15 protein-coding genes are annotated in these 16,748 nt (G+C 69.1%); 10 read left to right on the plus strand and 5 right to left on the minus strand.

Features of this window, described 5'->3' with window-relative positions; all coding sequences use genetic code 11:
- Window positions 1–82 precede the first annotated feature (82 nt).
- Window positions 83–532: a GNAT family N-acetyltransferase gene (locus AC5P9N_RS04865; protein ID WP_099484258.1), complete on the minus strand. Its 450-nt coding sequence runs from the start codon at window positions 530–532 to the stop codon at window positions 83–85.
- Window positions 533–598: 66 nt separating this feature from the next.
- On the opposite strand from AC5P9N_RS04865, the gene AC5P9N_RS04870 reads away from it, so the two are divergent.
- The 10 genes from AC5P9N_RS04870 (at window position 599) to AC5P9N_RS04915 (ending at window position 12,301) form a co-directional block, all read left to right on the plus strand.
- Complete coding sequence (locus AC5P9N_RS04870; protein ID WP_099484257.1) at window positions 599–1,534, plus strand: TIGR03571 family LLM class oxidoreductase; 936 nt, start codon at window positions 599–601, stop codon at window positions 1,532–1,534.
- Between the two features lie 125 nt (window positions 1,535–1,659).
- Window positions 1,660–1,971 (plus strand): DUF3817 domain-containing protein, encoded by a 312-nt coding sequence (locus tag AC5P9N_RS04875; RefSeq protein WP_005413704.1) that lies wholly within the window; start codon window positions 1,660–1,662, stop codon window positions 1,969–1,971.
- Between the two features lie 153 nt (window positions 1,972–2,124).
- Entirely contained in the window at window positions 2,125–3,321 is a 1,197-nt protein-coding gene (locus AC5P9N_RS04880) for an MFS transporter (RefSeq protein WP_062606205.1), read from the plus strand.
- Window positions 3,318–4,511, plus strand: a complete 1,194-nt coding sequence (locus AC5P9N_RS04885; protein WP_099484256.1) for an isochorismate synthase — start codon at window positions 3,318–3,320, stop codon at window positions 4,509–4,511. Before AC5P9N_RS04880 ends, AC5P9N_RS04885 begins: the two co-directional genes overlap by 4 nt.
- On the plus strand, window positions 4,508–6,160 hold the full coding sequence (locus tag AC5P9N_RS04890; protein WP_099484255.1) for a (2,3-dihydroxybenzoyl)adenylate synthase: 1,653 nt from the start codon (window positions 4,508–4,510) through the stop codon (window positions 6,158–6,160). The genes AC5P9N_RS04885 and AC5P9N_RS04890 overlap by 4 nt, the downstream gene beginning before the upstream one ends.
- Window positions 6,160–6,792: an isochorismatase family protein gene (locus tag AC5P9N_RS04895; protein ID WP_099484254.1), complete on the plus strand. Its 633-nt coding sequence runs from the start codon at window positions 6,160–6,162 to the stop codon at window positions 6,790–6,792. Before AC5P9N_RS04890 ends, AC5P9N_RS04895 begins: the two co-directional genes overlap by 1 nt.
- The gene (locus AC5P9N_RS04900; RefSeq protein ID WP_005409947.1) at window positions 6,792–7,049 is read left to right on the plus strand and encodes a phosphopantetheine-binding protein; all 258 of its coding nucleotides are present in this window, start codon (window positions 6,792–6,794) and stop codon (window positions 7,047–7,049) included. The genes AC5P9N_RS04895 and AC5P9N_RS04900 overlap by 1 nt, the downstream gene beginning before the upstream one ends.
- Window positions 7,046–10,936 (plus strand): enterobactin synthase subunit F, encoded by a 3,891-nt coding sequence (locus AC5P9N_RS04905; RefSeq protein ID WP_099484253.1) that lies wholly within the window; start codon window positions 7,046–7,048, stop codon window positions 10,934–10,936. Before AC5P9N_RS04900 ends, AC5P9N_RS04905 begins: the two co-directional genes overlap by 4 nt.
- A complete protein-coding gene (locus AC5P9N_RS04910) occupies window positions 10,927–11,685 on the plus strand; it encodes a 2,3-dihydro-2,3-dihydroxybenzoate dehydrogenase (protein ID WP_099484252.1) in 759 nt (252 codons plus the stop codon). Before AC5P9N_RS04905 ends, AC5P9N_RS04910 begins: the two co-directional genes overlap by 10 nt.
- A 169-nt stretch (window positions 11,686–11,854) precedes the next feature.
- Entirely contained in the window at window positions 11,855–12,301 is a 447-nt protein-coding gene (locus tag AC5P9N_RS04915; RefSeq protein ID WP_099484251.1) for an REP-associated tyrosine transposase, read from the plus strand.
- 497 nt (window positions 12,302–12,798) lie between these two features.
- Here AC5P9N_RS04915 and AC5P9N_RS04920 read toward each other — a convergent pair whose 3' ends face one another.
- The 4 genes from AC5P9N_RS04920 to AC5P9N_RS04935 are packed head-to-tail and all read right to left on the minus strand — an operon-like array spanning window position 12,799 to window position 16,720.
- Entirely contained in the window at window positions 12,799–13,239 is a 441-nt protein-coding gene (locus AC5P9N_RS04920) for a DUF2894 domain-containing protein (RefSeq protein ID WP_329749651.1), read from the minus strand.
- Window positions 13,157–13,795: an OmpA family protein gene (locus AC5P9N_RS04925; RefSeq protein ID WP_099481283.1), complete on the minus strand. Its 639-nt coding sequence runs from the start codon at window positions 13,793–13,795 to the stop codon at window positions 13,157–13,159. Before AC5P9N_RS04925 ends, AC5P9N_RS04920 begins: the two co-directional genes overlap by 83 nt.
- Window positions 13,792–16,056 carry a DUF802 domain-containing protein gene (locus AC5P9N_RS04930; RefSeq protein WP_099484249.1) on the minus strand — a complete coding sequence of 755 codons (2,265 nt, stop codon included), beginning with the start codon at window positions 16,054–16,056 and terminating at the stop codon, window positions 13,792–13,794. Before AC5P9N_RS04930 ends, AC5P9N_RS04925 begins: the two co-directional genes overlap by 4 nt.
- Before the next feature lie 10 nt (window positions 16,057–16,066).
- Window positions 16,067–16,720, minus strand: a complete 654-nt coding sequence (locus AC5P9N_RS04935) for a DUF3348 family protein (protein ID WP_099484248.1) — start codon at window positions 16,718–16,720, stop codon at window positions 16,067–16,069.
- Window positions 16,721–16,748: the final 28 nt, after the last annotated feature.

Genomic DNA, 16,748 nt, shown 5'->3' on the forward strand with positions numbered 1-16,748 from the left:
GCTGATTCAGTTTGCTCATGACGGGCGTGCTGCAGGGCATGACGCCCACCGGGCATTGCCGGGCAACGCCGGGCGGATGCCTTCAGGCCGCTGCCCGCACCATCTGCTGATACACCAACCCATTGAACTCGCCGACGTCACCGTCCAGCGCAAAGCCATAGCGCAGGTAGGTCGGTACTGCATTGAGCGAGGCGCGCACGGTCAGGACCGGCTCGCGCACCTGTGGAAGCACCGCCTCGAACAAAGCATGGCCGATGCCCTGGCCCTGGCAGGCGGGATCGACGAACAGCATCGCAAGATGCCGACCCTCCTTCAGTTCGATCACGCCGATGACACGGCCGTCCTGCTCGGCCACCAGGATGTGGTTGTCACCGCGCAGGCGCGCGCCGAACGCTTCGGCAGCGGCGACACTGCCGAAGGTGGCGATGCCGGCCGCGCTGAGCGAAGGCGCGACCGCCGCAGTGAACGCGGCCAGGCACACCGCGCTGATCGCAGGCAGGTCATCGACGTGGGCAGGGCGGATCGTCGGCATGCAGTGTTCTTCCGGTAGTGGGCGGCGCGTCATCGTTGCCGCAGGCCTGCACGCTAAGCTGGCGGCATGAGTGATTTCAATCCTGCTTACGCTGCCTTGTTTCCGCAACAGGGCCTGAGCCTGGGCTTGATGACGCCTGTCGCCGCGCATGGACTGGCCGATCCGAATGAGGCGCGGCGCATTGCGCGACTGGCCGATGATCTGGGCTTTGCCGCATTGTGGACGCGTGATGTACCACTGATGGTGCCGCAGGGTCCGGACGCGACAGCAAGCGCGCTGGATGATCCGTTTCTGTGGCTGGGCATGCTGGCTGCCGCGACCGGACGCATCGTGGTCGGCAGCGCGGCCATCGTGCTGCCATTGCGGCAGCCGCTGCAGGTGGCGAAGTCGGCCTTGAGCCTGGACCGGATCAGCGGCGGGCGCTTCGTGCTGGGCCTGGGTTCGGGTGACCGACCGGAAGAGTTCGCCGCATTCGGCGAGGATCTGGAGGGCAGGGCGGCGACGTTCCGTGCGCGCTGGACCTTGTTGCGCGCGGCGCTGTCACCGGAGGCCGATGAGCGGACCGCCGTACTGCAGGCGACGGGCGGCTTCGACGTGCTGCCGGCGCCGGCCACCCGCATCCCGATGCTGGTGGTGGGTACCGCGCGGCAGAGCCTGCAGTGGATCGCGCGCGAGGCCGAAGGCTGGGCCACCTATCACCGCGAGGAGGCCGCGCAGGAAGGACGCATCGGCCTGTGGCAGCAGGCGCTGGTGCAGCGTGGTGGGCCAGCCAAGCCGTTCGTGCAGTCGATGCTGCTGGACCTGCAGGCCGATCCGCAGGCGCCAGCCGAGCCGCTGCCGCTGGGGCTGAAGGTCGGCCGCGATGGCCTGCGTGATTACCTGCTGCGCGTGCATGCGCAGGGCGTGGCGCACGTGATGTTCAACCTGGTCGACAACGGGCGGCCGATGGACGCGGTGCTGCGTGAGATCGGGGAGCACGTTCTGCCACACACGCTCCGGTAGCTGTCCACCTCGGTGGGCACGCTCCAGCAGTCGCGCACGGCTCGACTCTACATGGGGTTCGCATCTGCGTATCATTCGCATTTGATACCCCGATGCCGGAGCCCCACGTGACCCAACATTCCCCCATGCACCCGACCGGACGTCTGTTCGCCGCGGTCGCTTTCATCGAGGCCGTGACCTGGGCCGGCCTGCTCATCGGCATGTGGATGAAGTACGGCCCGATGGCCAACGTGGCGCTGGTGAAGCTGTTCGGGCCGCTGCACGGCGTGGCCTTCCTGGTCTATGTGGCAGTCACCCTGTTCGCGGCGGTGCGCCTGCGCTGGCCGTGGTGGGCCAGTGCGCTGGCGCTGCTGGCAGCCATCCCGCCGCTGGTGACGCTGCCGCTGGAGTGGTGGTTCAAGCGCCGTGGCCTGCTCGGCCTGCATGCAATGCGCTGAACCCACTGTTGCGCGCCCATTCAAGAGAATGGGTATCAAATGCAAATACGAGCCGTTATCATTTAAGGGTGGCGTCCGGTCCTGAGCAGGGCCGGTGCCGGGCGGGGTGCGCAGGCGTGCCCGGCCATCCTTTCCTGTTACGGCTGGTGTTCCATGCACGCACGTCCCGTCGTTCCCGGCTTGCCGGCGCTGGTGTTGGCTGCCCTGATCGGCACCATGGCGATGATGTCCTTCGTCGCCGTGATCGGCCCGGTGGTCCGCATGCTCGGCTTGTCCGAGTGGCATGCCGGCCTGTCGGTCACCGCCGCAGGCGTGTTGTGGATGCTGGCCGCGCGCCCCTGGGGCCAGCTCAGCGACCACATTGGGCGCAAGCGCGTGCTGATCCTGGCGATGAGTGCCTATACGGCGGTCTACATCGCACTGGCGGTGTTCATCGACGTCGCCCTGCAGGCGGTGCCGCCGGTACTGGTGTCGGTGCTGGTGCTGGTCGGCGCGCGCGGCTTGATCGGGCTGTTCTACGCGGCCGTGCCGCCCACGGCCGCTGCGCTGATTGCCGACAAGGCACCGACCGGGCAGCGCGCCAGTTTCCTCGCCCGGCTGGGCAGTGCCAACGCGCTGGGCATGGTACTGGGTCCGGCCGCTGCCGGCTGGCTGGCCTATACCAATCTTTCGCTGGCGCTGTACGTGGCCGCGTTGCTGCCGTTGCTGGCACTGGCATTGCTGGCCTGGCGGCTGCCGGCTACACCACCGGTGGTGGGCGCGTCCGCACAGCGCCGCACGCCGATGAGCCGTCTCGACGCGCGCCTGCGCCTGCCGCAGCTGGCAGCGTTCATCGCGATGGTCTCGGTGACCATCGCGCAGGTCACGGTCGGCTTCTTCGCGATTGATCGCCTGGGCCTGGATGCGGCGGCCGGTGCACGCATGGCCGGCATCGCACTTACCGCGGTCGGTGTCGGCCTGATCCTGGCGCAGGCGCTGGTGATGAAGCTGGAGGTACATCCACGCCGTTGGATCGTCCTTGGCGCCCTGATTTCCGGCATTGGCTTTGCTTCGGTGGCGGGCGTGCAGCAGGGCTGGCAGTTGCCGGCGGCGTACGCGTTGGCCGCGTTTGGCATGGGCTTCGTATTCCCCTCGTTCCAGGCGCTGGCCGCCGATGCGGTGGAGGCGCACGAGCAGGGCGCCGCCGCCGGCACCGTCGCTGCCGCGCAGGGGCTGGGCATGGTGGCCGGGCCGATGCTCGGCACGCTGTTGTATCGCGGCGGGCCGAGCCTGCCTTACCTGCTGGTCGGTGCGCTGCTGCTGTTGCTGTGCGCGCTGGCTGCAGCGCATCGGACGAAGGAGACCCCATGAACGATTCCCTGATGCAGGGCGCGTGGCCGGAGGCTGCGCCAGCGTCACTGGACAGCACCGACGGCGCGTCGCTGTTCCTGCTGCAGCATGCCGGCCAGCACGTGCATGCACGCGGCTGCCGCGCCACGCTGCCGGCCGGTGCACTGGCGACATTGGCAGAACGCGTCTCGGCGTTCTTTGCCCGGCAGCGTGGCGGCCCGGGCCTGCTGGTTGGCGCAGTGCCGTTCGAACCGCGTGCGGACGATGCGCTATTCCAGCCCGAGCGCCTGCTGCCGGCACTGGCACTGCAGCCGCAGGCCGCACCGCCGCTGGACGGTTCCCTGAAGGCCGAGCCTGCGCCGCAGGACTATGCGTCAGCGGTTGCCGCGGCGGTGCAGGTACTGCGCGCGCCCGAACTGAACCTCCAGAAGGTGGTGCTGGCGCGCAGCCTGCTGGCACGCACCCGCCAGGCGCTGTCTCCGGACGTGCTGCTGGCACGCCTGGGCGCAGATCCGTCGGTGGCGACCTACGCGGTGCCGTTGCCGGTGGAGCTGGGCCAGGCACCGGCCTGGCTGGTGGGGGCGACGCCGGAACTGCTGCTGCGCAAGCGCGGCGCCGAGCTGTTGTCGCATCCGCTGGCCGGTTCCGCGCGGCGCAGCGCCGATGCCGCCGAGGACGAGCGTGCGGCGCAGGCGCTGCTGGCCTCGACCAAGGACCACGACGAGCACCGCCACGTGGTCGAAGCCATCGTCGAGGGCTTGGCACCGTACTGCAGCCACATCGATGCGCAGCCGCGCCCGGTGCTGCATGCCACCGCCAGCATGTGGCACCTGGGCACCCGCATCCACGCCACCCTGAAGGATCCGCAGGCGTCTGCCGCCGAACTGCTGGCGCAGCTGCACCCCACGCCGGCAGTCTGCGGTACGCCACGGTTGGCGGCGCTGCAGCGCATCCGCGAGCTGGAACCGGTGCCGCGCGGCTTCTACGCCGGTGCCGTGGGCTGGTTGGACGCGCAGGGTGACGGCGACTGGTACGTGGCGATCCGCTGCGCGCGCCTGCAGGGCACGCAGCTGCGCCTGTATGCCGGTGCCGGCATCGTCGCCGAGTCACACCCCGAGGCCGAGGTGGCCGAAACCGCAGCGAAGTTCGCTGCCCTGTTGAACGCGCTGGGTGTCCATGAATCCGCGCCCGCCATCGAGCCTGCCGCATGAGTACCTCCACTGACTCTTCCCGCCTGCCGCTGCAGCAGGTGTGGCCCGACACGCTGGTGGCGCGCTATCGCGAAGCCGGTCATTGGCGTGGCGAGACCTTCCCGGCGTTCCTGCGCGAATGTGCAGAACGCTATGCCGACGACATCGCGGTGGTCGCCGGCGACGTACGCCTGAGCTACGCGCAGCTGTGGCATGAGGCCGGACGGATCGGTGCCGGCCTGCTGGCGCTCGGTCTGCAGCCCGGCGAACGGGTGCTGGTGCAGCTGGGCAACACGGCAGGCTTCATCACCACGGTCTGTGGCCTGTTCCGCGCCGGCCTGGTGCCGGTGTACGCGCTGCCGGCGCACCGCATCACCGAGCTGGTGCACTTCGCCAACAAGGCTGAAGCCAGTGCCTACATCACCACCACACTGCACGATGGCTTCGATCATCGCGGATTGGCGCGGGCGCTGCAGGCCGAAGTGCCGGCCGTTCGCCATGTGGTGATCGACGGCGATGCGGCGGAGTTCGTCGCGCTGGAGGCACTGCAGGGCGATCGCAGCCAGCTGCCGGCCGATCCGGACCCGCAGTCGGTGGCGTTCCTGCAGATTTCCGGAGGCAGCACCGGGCTGTCCAAGCTGATTCCGCGTACCCACGACGACTACATTTACTCGTTCCGTGCCAGCAATGACCTCTGCGGCATCGACCGCGACAGCGTCTATCTGGTCGCGCTGCCGGCCGCGCACAATTTCCCGATGAGTTCGCCGGGCTTCTTCGGCGCGCTGTATGCCGGTGCCCGCGTGGTGCTCAGTCCCGGCTCCGGGCCGGATGCGGCCTTCCCGCTGATCGCCCGCGAGCAGGTGACCTGCTGCGGCCTGGTGCCGCCGCTGGCGCTGCTGTGGGCGCAGGCCGCGGCTACGAGCAAGCATGACCTGTCCAGCCTGCAGGTACTGCAGGTAGGCGGCGCCAAACTGGTGCCGGAAGCTGCACGGCGGGTGATTGATGGTCTTGGCTGCACGCTGCAGCAGGTGTTCGGCATGGCCGAAGGCCTGGTCAACTACACACGGCTGGATGACCCGGAGGAGCTGATCGTGGCCTGCCAGGGCCGGCCGATCAGTCCGGATGATGAAGTGCGCGTGGTCGATGACCATGACCAGCCGGTGGCCGAAGGCGAGGTGGGGCATCTGCTCACCCGTGGCCCGTACACCATCCGCGGCTACCACAACGACGCGGTGGCCAATGCGCGCTCGTTCACCGATGACGGCTTCTATCGTACCGGTGACCGTGTGCAGCAGCTGCCCGGAGGCTACCTGGTGGTGCAGGGCCGCGCCGGTGACCACATCAACCGTGCCGGCGAAAAGATCTCCGCCGAGGAGATCGAAGACCACTTGCTGGCACATCCGGGCGTGTTCGATGCCGCCGTGGTCTCCATTCCCGATGAGTATCTGGGCGAGCGCAGCTGTGCGTTCGTGATTGCGCAGGGCGAGCCGTTCAAGGCGCCGGCGCTGAAGTCCTGGATGCGCGGGCGCGGCCTGGCGGCGTTCAAGGTGCCCGACCAGGTCGTGTTCGTCGACAGTTTCGATACCACCGCGGTCGGCAAGATCAGCCGCCGCGAACTGCGCGCGCAACTGCGCGCGCGTCATCTGCAACAGACAGGAGGAACGCGCTGATGGCGCTGCCCCGTATCACCGATTACCCCTTGCCGACTGCCGCCGAGCTGCCACAGGCACGCGGCCCGTGGCGCCCGCAGCGCGATCGCGTCGCGCTGCTGGTACACGACATGCAGCGCTACTTCCTGGCTGCGTTCGACGCCGGCAACGCACCGCTGCGGCCGGCCGTGGACAACATCGCACGCCTGCTGGCGCATTGCCGCGCGCACGGCATTCCGGTGTTCTACACGGCCCAGCATGGCGACCAGGACCGCCGTGACCGTGGCCTGCAGGCCGACCTGTGGGGACCGGGCATGCGCCGCAGCGCCGACCATGAACCGATCATCGAGGCGCTGGCACCGCAGCCGGGCGAGAACGTGCTGGTGAAGCACCGTTACAGCGCGTTCCAGCGCAGCAACCTGGAGACGCTGATGCGGGCGCGCGGGCGCGACCAGCTGCTGGCGACCGGCGTGTACGCCCATATCGGCTGCACGGCGACCGTGGTCGAGGCGTTCCAGCGTGATATCGAGGCCTTCATTGCCGCCGATGCCGTGGCGGACTTCTCGCGCGCCGATCACGATCAGGCGCTGCACTGGATCGCGCGCACCAGCGGGGTGCCGATGACCACCGACCAGTTGCTGGAGGTGCTGTGATGGCTGCCACCGCTGAGATGCTGGATCTGGAGCGGATGCGTGCCGACGTGGCGCGCGTTCTGGAATGTACGCCTGCCGAGATCGGTGACGACGACAACCTGATCGACCTGGACCTGGACTCGATGCGCATGCTCGGCCTGGTCCTGGCCTGGGGCAACACCGGCCTGCCGATTGAGTTCTCGCAGCTGGCCGAACACACCACGCTGCGCCAGTGGTGGAACGTGGTGCAGACGCTGCAGGCCGCGCAGAACGCATGAACGCCGCTGCGCTGGCCACGCCGGTGGCATTGACCGAGGCCCAGACCGGACTGTGGTTTGCACAGCGGCTGGCGCCGGACAATCCGTCATTCAATACCGCGCACGCGGTGTGGATCGATGGCCCGCTGGACGTGACCGCGTTCGTTGCAGCGGCAGACCAGGCTGCGTTCGAAGCCCAGGCCTTTGCGCTGCGCTTTGCCGAAGGGGCCGATGGCCAGCCGCTGCAGTGGTACGACCCGGCACACGTGCCGCTGCTCTCGGTGCGTGATGTTTCCGCCGAAGCGGATGCTGCCGCTGCGGCACGCAGCCTGATGCACGCCGACCGGCTGAGCCCGGTCGACCCCGCCCGCGACCGGATCAGCCAACAGATGCTGCTTGAGCTGGGCGGGCAGCGCTGGGTCTGGTACCTGCGGGTGCATCATCTGGCGGCTGATGGCTATGGCATGGCGCTGTTCACCGATCGCGTGTGCGCGTTGTACGCCGGCCGCATGGGTGAGCCACTGCCGGGGCTGGCGGGCGTGCTGGCCGATGATGCCGCTTATCGTGCCGATCCGCGCCGCGCGCTGGCCGGGCAGTGGTGGCGTGAGCACATGCAGGGCGCACCGGCAGGCGTGGGCCTGGCCGGCACGCTCGCGGCCAGTGACGACGCGCTGCGCTGGGTGCAGCCGCTCGATGCGGCCTTCCGTGAGCAGCTGCTGCAGGCCTCTGTGCGTTGGCTGCAGCCCTGGCCGGATGTGCTGGCCGCGTTGTCGGCCGAGTACCTGCGGCGGATGAGCGCGGCCGATGAAGTGGTGCTGGGCGTGCCCTACATGGGGCGGCTCGGCAACGCGTCGGCGCGGGTGCCGGCGATGGTGATGAATGTGTTGCCGCTGCGCGTGGCGGCCGGCGAGGGCAGCGTGGAGGCCTTCACCCGCGGCCTGGGCCGGCAGCTCAGCCAGGGTCGCAAGCACGGCCGTTACCGCGGTGAGCAGCTGCGCCGGGACCTGGGCCTGGTCGGCGCGCAGCAGCGCCTGCACGGTCCGCTGGTGAATGTGCAGCCGTTCTACAAGGCGCTGACGCTGGCCGACGTGCAGGCGACGCTGGAGGTGCTGTGCACCGGGCCGGTGGATGACCTGACGCTGGGCTTCCGTGGCGATGGCCAGGCGCTGCTGGATCTGGAGATCGAGGCCAATCCCGCGCTGTACAGTCGCGAGGATGTCGAGGCGCACGCGGCGCGGCTGCTGCATTTCGTATCGGCGGCGCTGCAGGCTGACGATATCGCAGCCGTGCCCCTGGCGACGCCCGAGGAGGCGCAGCAGGTGCTGCAGGAATTCAATGCCACCGCGCACGCGCTGTCGGAGACGACCCTGGTCGAGCTGCTGCAGCAGGGCATGGATCGGGATCCGCACGCGCCTGCGCTGGTGTTCGGCGACACTACGCTGGACTACGCAACGCTGGAAGCGCGCAGTTTCGCGCTGGCGGCGCAGCTGCGGGCGATGGATGTCGGCCCGGGCAGCGTGGTGGCGGTGGCATTGCCGCGCTCGCTGGAGCTGGTGATCGCGCTGGTCGCGGTACTGCGCGCAGGCGCGGCCTATCTTCCGCTGGACCTTGCCCATCCCGATGAGCGGCTGGCACGTATTTTCGCCTCGGCACAGCCGGTGTGCGTACTGGCTGCGGCCGAGGATTCGGCGCGCATGGCCGGCGTACCGGTGCTCGCGCCGGAGCAGTGGACCGCGCTGAGCTTCGCCGCGCCGTGGGCCGATCCGGCGCCCAGCGATGCGGCCTATGTGATCTATACCTCCGGTTCCACCGGCGAGCCCAAGGGCGTGGTCATCGAACACCGTGCCATCGTCAACCGCCTGCTGTGGATGCGCGAGCACTACGGCATTCGCGCCGATGACCGCGTGCTGCAGAAGACCCCGGCCACCTTCGATGTCTCGGTCTGGGAGTTCTTCCTGCCGCTGCTGTGTGGGGCCACCCTGATGGTCGCTGGGCCTGACGCGCATCGCGATCCCACCGAACTGGCGCGCTTGATCCGTGGGCATGGGATCACCACGGCGCATTTCGTGCCGTCGATGCTCGATGCCTTCCTCGCTGCGCCGGCTTCGGCAGGGCTGCAGCTGCGCCGGGTGTTCACCAGCGGTGAGGCGCTGGACGCCTCATTGCGCGACCGTTTCCACACGCACGTGCACGCAGAGCTGCACAACCTGTACGGCCCGACCGAGGCCGCGGTGGATGTCAGCTACTGGCCGGCGTCGGCGCAGGATCGCTCGCGGCCGGTGCCGATCGGATTCCCGGTCTGGAACACCCGCCTGTACGTGCTGGACGCGCGGATGCAGCCGGTGCCGGTAGGCGTGGCCGGTGACCTGTACCTGGGGGGGGTGCAACTGGCACGTGGCTATCTCGGTCGCGATGACCTGACCGCCGAACGCTTCCTGGCCGATCCCTTCCTGGCGGGCGAGCGCATCTACCGCACCGGCGACGTAGCACGCTGGCGCCGCGATGGTGCGGTGGAGTACCTGGGCCGCAGCGACCACCAGGTGAAACTGCGCGGCCTGCGTATCGAACTGGGCGAAATCGAGGCGGCACTGCGCGAACTGCCTGGCATGGAGCGCGTGGAAGTGCTGCTGCGCCAGGATGCGCCCGGCGACGCCCGGCTGGTGGCCTATGTGCCAACCGCGCTTGCCGATGCCGTAATGCTGCGCAGCCACCTCGCCACGCGTGTGCCGGACTACATGGTTCCCTCGGCGTTTGTCGGCGTGGACCACTGGCCGGTGACCGCCAACGGCAAGCTCGACCGCAACGCGTTGCCGAAGCCACCGCAACTTGAAGTTGCCGGCTTGGCGCCGCGCACGCCATTGGAACAGGAGCTGGCGTTGCTGTTCGCCCAGGCGCTTGGGCGTGAGGCGCCGGTGGCGGTGGATGCGGACTTCTTCAGTCTCGGCGGTGACTCGCTTTCGGCGGTGCACCTGCTGCTGGCCATCGAGCAGCGCTGGCGCTGCGATCTGGGTCTGGGTGCCTTGTTCGCGCAGCCCACCGTGGCCGCGCTGGCGGTTCGAATTGCCGAGCCGCCCGCGCTGGCCGATCACGCACTGGGGCCAGTGATCGCGCTGGCCGCGACCGACGCTGCCGGGCCCACGCCGCTGTTCGTGCCGCACCCGGCCGGTGGCATCGCCTGGAACTACCGCACCCTGGCCCGTGCACTGCAGCCGGCACGCCCGGTGTATGGCCTGCAGTCGCCGGCACTGGACGCGCGGCTGCCGCTGCCAAGCAGCATCGAGGCGATGGCCAACGACTACGTACAGCGCGTGGTCGCACTGCAGCCGAAGGGGCCGGTGCATCTGCTGGGCTGGTCGGTGGGTGGCATCCTCGCCCAGGCGATGGCGGTGCGCCTCCACGAGATCGGGCGCGAGGTTGGCGAGCTGGTGCTGCTGGACGCTTATCCCAGCGAGTGCTGGCGGGCCGAGCCGGAACCCGATGCCATCGGTGCATTGCGGGCACTGCTGGCGATTGCCGGTCATGACCCGGATGCGCATCCGGAACTGGACAGCCGTGAACGCATTCTCGCGTTCCTGCGGCGTGGTGGCAGTGCACTCGGCAGCTTGCCGGATGTGGTGCTCGATGGCGTGGTGCGCGCGGTGACCGGCACCAATCGATTGATCCGCGAACACATCCACCAACCGTTCGACGGCACGCTGGTGCACGTCCGCGCGGGCCGGGATCACCACGCGCGGCCGCAGCTGCAGTCGGCGTTGTGGCGGACCCACGCGCGCAAGGTGCAGGCGCTGGAACTGCCGTTCCTGCACGCCGAGCTGACCGGCCGCGATGCGGTGGCGCAGCTGGCGCCGTGGTTGTCGGCGCGGTTGCGCCAATGGGACGAGCAACAGGAGATCGCAACATGCAGTTGACCGGTTTTGAAGGCCGCGTGGCGTTGGTGACCGGTGCCGCCGGCGGCATCGGCGAGGCACTGGTACGGTTGTTGGCCGAGGCCGGCTGCACCGTGGTGGCGACCGATCGCGAGGCCTCTGTTACGGCAGACGTGCGTGTGCACACCTTTGCGCTCGACGTGACCGACAGTGCCGCCGTGGACGCCTTGGTGGACCAGGTCGAATCCAGCATCGGGCCAATCATGCTTGCCGTCAGCGTGGCCGGTGTGCTGCATGTGGGCGGCGTGACCGAGACCGGCGATGACGACTGGCGCCGGGTGTTCGCGGTGAACACCGACGGCGTGTTCCATGTCGGGCGTGCCCTGGCGCGGGTGATGTCGCCGCGCGGGCAGGGCGCGATGGTTACCGTCAGCTCGAATGCGGCCGGTGTGCCGCGGCATGGCATGGCGGCGTATGCCGCGTCCAAGGCCGCCGCCACGATGTTCACCCGCTGCCTCGGGTTGGAACTGGCGCCGCTGGGCATCCGCTGCAACATCGTCGCCCCGGGGTCCACGTTGACCCCGATGCAGACCGGCATGTGGCAGGACGAGCGTGGTGCCGAGCGGGTAATCGCCGGTAACCTGGAGACCTACAAGGCCGGCATTCCACTGCGCAAGCTGGCCACCCCCGAGGACATCGCGCACTCGGTGATGTTCCTGCTCTCCGAGCAGGCCGGGCACGTGGCGATGAGCGATCTGTACGTCGACGGCGGCGCCACCCTGCGCGGCTGAGCCCCGACGGCCGCCTGCCGGCAATGGTAGTGCCGGCCGCTGGCCGGCAACCCACAGCTCCGGTAGTGCCGGCCGCTGGCCGGCAACCTCATTCAACTTCAGACATCTCCCAACCTCCATCGAGGCATGGCCCGACAGCCAACGCCCAATGATCGACCCACCATGGCGCATGAGCAGCCATCGCCTCCGCCTGGGCCGTCACTCGATCATCGGCCAGTCCTACGTTCTGACAACCACGACACACCAGCGCAGCCGGCTCTTTGAAAGCGAAGCTGCAGCAGCATGTGTAATCGACCAGTTCCACTACATCGAACAGCGCGGGCTCGTACAGTCACACGCATGGGTCGTCATGCCGGATCACGTCCACTGGATGTTCGAGCTGCGCGCAGCTCACCTTCCCGACATCGCGCGCCGGATGAAATCGTCGAGCGCGCTCGCCCTGAATCGCCTGGTGGGGCGTCGATGTACGGTCTGGCAGTCTGGCTACTTTGATCATGCCGTGAGGGCCGAGGAGTCGCTGGCGCAGCAAGCGCTGTACATCCTGGGGAATCCGGTGCGCGCCGGTCTTGCTGGGCAGATTGGCGAGTATCCGTATGCATGGTCGGCCTGGTTGTGATGCCGGCCAGCGGCCGGCACTACCAAACCAAGGGCGAAGCGCAGCGCAGATTGCGTTCCGGCACACAGAGCAGCCTCGATGGTAGTGCCGGCCGCTGGCCGGCAACCCCATGACCCGCGCGAAGATGCATAGCTGCCGGCCAGCGGCCGGCACTACCAGTCAATGTTCAGCGCGGCCATTCACTGTTCAGCGCCGCTTGCGCGCGCCTCGGCCGTGGTCGGTCTGGTTGTGATGCCGGCCAGCGGCCGGCACTACCAGTGAATGTTCAGCACGGCCATTCGCTGTTCAGCGCCGCTTTCGCGCGCGTCGGCGATGGTCGGTCTGGTTGTGATGCCGGCCAGCGGCCGGCACTACCAAAGCAAAGGCGAAGCGCAGCGCAGATTGCGTTCCGGCGCACAGAGCACCCTCGGTGGTAGTGCCGGCCGCTGGCCGGCAACCCCATGACCCGCGCGAAGATGCATAGCTGCCGGCCAGCGGCCGGCACTACCAATTGGTGTTCAGCGCGGCCTGCGTGTCCGCTTCGGCTTCGCGGTATCTGCACCGCTGGCGGCACCGTCCTGCAGCGCCTGCAGCCACGACAACGTATCCACATAGTCGATGAAGTGCCGCAGGTAGCCGGGGCTGGTGGCCTGCATCGTGTCCAGCATGCGCTGCACCAGCACCGCCGAGTTCAGCGGGCCGCCGTCGGCCGGGGCCTCGGTGCGCAGTGAGCGGCGCACCTGCAGTTCGCTGCGCAGCTCCGACCACTCGCGCTGCACCTGCTGCAGCATCGGCACCTGCGGGTAATGCGGCAGCGAGCGCGACCCCGCATCGAGGTCGCGCACCAGTGCGCGCAGGCCTTCCAGCGCTGGCGGCTTACTTGGCATGCGGGGCCTTGGGCTTGGGAATCGGCGCGATCTCGACGCGACGGTTGCGTGCGCGGCCTTCCTCATTGGCATTGGAACTGACCGGCTGCTCGCTGCCGAATGCGGCGGCGAACACGGCGTCGGCCGGTACGCCATCGGCGATGAGCGTACGCGTCACGGTCAGCGAGCGCTGCGCGGACAGCTCCCAGTTGTCGGCGAAACGCCGATTGCCTTCGCGCACCGGTGCGTCATCGGTGAAGCCGCTGACCATCAGGATCTCTTCGCGGCTGCCCAGATAGGCGGCCAGCGGTGCGGCCAGGCTGCGCAGCAGCTCCTGGCCTTCCGGCTGCAGCTGGTCGGAGTTCAGCGCGAACAACACGCTGCCGCTGATGCCGATGCGGCCGTCGACCAGGGTCACGCGACCGGCGGCCAGCGGGCCAGCCAGTGCCTGCTCCAGTGTCTGCAGGCGCTTGGCTTCGGCCTGGCGCTGCTTCACTTCCTGGTCCAGCCGCTGCGACAGCTCCAGCTGCACCGCGACCACACCGACCAGTATCAGCACGAACGCGCCCAGCAGCACCGACATCAGGTCGCCGAAGGCGGCCCAGATAGGGGCGTGCGAACCGCCGTCGACCTCCAACTCGTCGCTCATGCGCTACCGGCCTTGCCGCGGCGCGTGGCCAGCTGCTGCAGTTCTTCCATCACCTGCTTCTGCGACAGCAGGCTGAGGTCGACCACCTCGCGCGCCTGCGCCACGTAGTAGGCCAGCTGCTCATCGCTGCGGGCCAGCGAGGCATCCAGTGCGCCGCCGATCTGTTCCAGGCGGCCGGACAGCTCGGTGGAGGCGCTGCCGAACTGCGCGACCGCTTCGCCGAAGCTGCTGGCCAGCTGTCCGACGTCGCCCGCGCTGCCGTGGAGCGCTGCGGCAATGCCATCCAGCTTGCCGGTCTCGGCGGCGATATGGTCGGTGAAGCGGTTGCCGACGCGTTCCAGCAGCTCGGCCGAGCCACCGACCAGTGCGTCCACAGCGGTGCGCTGTTCGTGCGAGGCGTGGTTGATCGCATCCAGCAGGGTCTGCACGGTGGCCAGCAGGCGTCCGCGTTCCTCCAGCATCGCGTTGTCACGCACCAGGCTCTCGGACAGCGTACTGCGCAGCTCGTTGATGACGTCGGCAGCGGCCTTGGGCGCGGCGGCGGCGGTCTGCAGCAGGGTGGACACTTCGGCCAGCGTGGCGCTGGCCTGTGCGCGACCGTTCTCGCCGATCTGCTGTGCGGTCTCCGCCAGCGTGTCGCAGACGCGCTGCTGCTGCGCGGCCAGGCGTTCGCCATTGGCCTGCAGGCGCTCGGCCAGCTCGGTGGAAACGTGCTGCAGAGCATCGCTCCAGCGCTGCAGGCGCTGTTCGTCGCCGGCCTGCAGCTGCGCCTGCAGGGCGGCGTGGGCCTGCTGCAACTCGGCGCTGACCGCGTCCCAGCGCGCCTGGCGTTGCTGCTCGCGGCTGTCCAGGCTGGCCTGCAGTTCGGCGTGCGCGGTGGCAGCGGCCGCCTGCGCGGCCTGCCAATCCTGCAAACGCTGCTGTTCGTGGTCCTGCAGCAGCGACTGGCTGGCGCTGTGCTGCTGCTCCAGTGCCTGCAGCAGCGCCTGCGCACGCGCGTCCAGATGCTCGCTGGCGGCGATCAACGCCTGCTGCTGACGTTCGACCAGCGCAGTATTCAGGGCCTGCTGCTGTTCGGCGGCAGCACGCAAGGCCTCCGCATTGTCCTGTGCATCGGCCTGCAGGCGCTCGCCGATACGTGTGACCAGCGCTTCGGCATGCGTGGCCTGGCCATCGCTGAAGGCCTGCAGGTGCTGGCGCAGGTCGCTCACCAGTGCCTGCTGTGCCTGGGTCTGTTCACTCACCACCTTGGCCCAGCTGGCCTCGGTTGCGACGCGGCTGCGCTCGAAACCGTCGCTCAGGCCGGCCAGCTGCTGCTGCACGGCCTGCTCGACGCGGGCATGCAGTGCTTCGCCGTGATGGGCCAGGCCAGCCAGGGTGGTCTCGGCCATCGGCTGCAGCGCGCCACCGATGGCGGCGGCGCTGGCTTCAGCTCCTTCGCGCAGCGACTGCTGCAGCGAGACCGCCAGGCGTTCCTGCAGTGCCTGGCTCTGGGTCAGGAACTCGGCCTGGCCGGCCAGTAGGCGCTCATTGGCGGCCGCACTGTGCTGTTCAAATGTGCTGGTCATCGCCTGCAGGCGGTCGACCAGCGCCGGCAGCGCCGCGGACTGCGCCTGCAGCAGGCGCAGGGATTCGGCACGCTGCCAGGCCTGCGAGTACGGATGCAGGTCGCCGGAAATGGCGCGATCCAGCTGCTGCACGGCCTGCAGGCGGTCACGACGCAGCAGCGCCGCCAGCAGGCCGAGCATGGCCGAGCTGGCCACACCGGCGATCGAGGTGCCGAATGCCACCGCCAGGCCCTGCACCGGCGAAGCCAGCGAGCCGCGGATCGCGGCCATGTCGGTCGCGCTCTGCAGGGCCAGTCCGGTGCCACGCAGCGTGTCCATCATGCCCAGCAGGGTGCCGAGCATGCCCAGCAGCACCAGCAGGCCGACCAGGTAAGGGGTCAGCACCGGAGCGGGCAGGGCGGTACGCTCGCCTTCCACGCGCAGGCGCACGGCGTTGCGCAGGCCTGCCGGCACGCGCTCCAGCCAGGGAGCGAGGCTCTCCTTCGCGCTGGACAGGTCGTTCAGTGCACTGCGCAGGCCGTTGCTGGCCTGGCGGTAGCGGTACAGCTCCACGCCACCGGCGATGTAGCAAGCCGCGATGATCGCCGCCACCGCTGCACCCAGCGGATGCACCGAAACATAGCCAATGCCGATCCAGCACACGGCCAGCAGGCCGACAAGGAAAACAACGACATGGAAAGCAGTTCTGGACATGGTGTTCCGGTCAGTGGGAGCGCAGGGCGTCTTGCAGCCCTTCGATCGGGTGGAAGCGCAGCTGCAGCTCGGCGAGCAGCAGGGTGCGCATGTCATGGCGGAAGGCCGCGCGCCAGCCGGGCTGGCCGTGCACGCGTTCAAAACGGGCGCCGAGCACGGCCGGCGCAGTGGCCAGCAGGCTGTGCTCGCGCGGGGTGAGGGTCTGTTCCATCACCGCATCGACCTCGGCCAGCCGCGCCAGCTCGGGCGAAACCTGCACCAGCTGGTCGCGCAGGCGGCCGCGCAGGCGCCCGGTGGCGGTCTGGATGGCCTGCTGCAGTACCCGGTAGCGCTGGCGCAGCGAGGCGAAGTTGGGTGCAGCGGCAGCTTCGGCCAGATCCAGCAGGCGCTCGGCCTCGGCGTCCTCACTGATCGAGGCCAGCAGGCTGGTGTGCGCCTGGACGCAGTCGGCCAGCACATCCTGGACGGCTTCGGCGGCTTCACCGGGCTCGGGCAGGCGTCCGCCGAGCGCCCCGGACAGGGCCACGGCACGGCTCCAGTCCACCCACTGGCCGAGCCGATCGGTCAGGGCGGGACTGCTGGCCGGCATCGCGCCGTCGCTGAGACGGGCGAGCAGGCGGAGGAACTCCGGTCCACCCAGGACCGGCTGCGCTGCGTTCGCCATCAAGGGGTGAGGGGCCAAAAACCGTTGA

The sequence above is a fragment of the Stenotrophomonas sp. YJH_SMC_6 genome, from assembly GCF_059371335.1.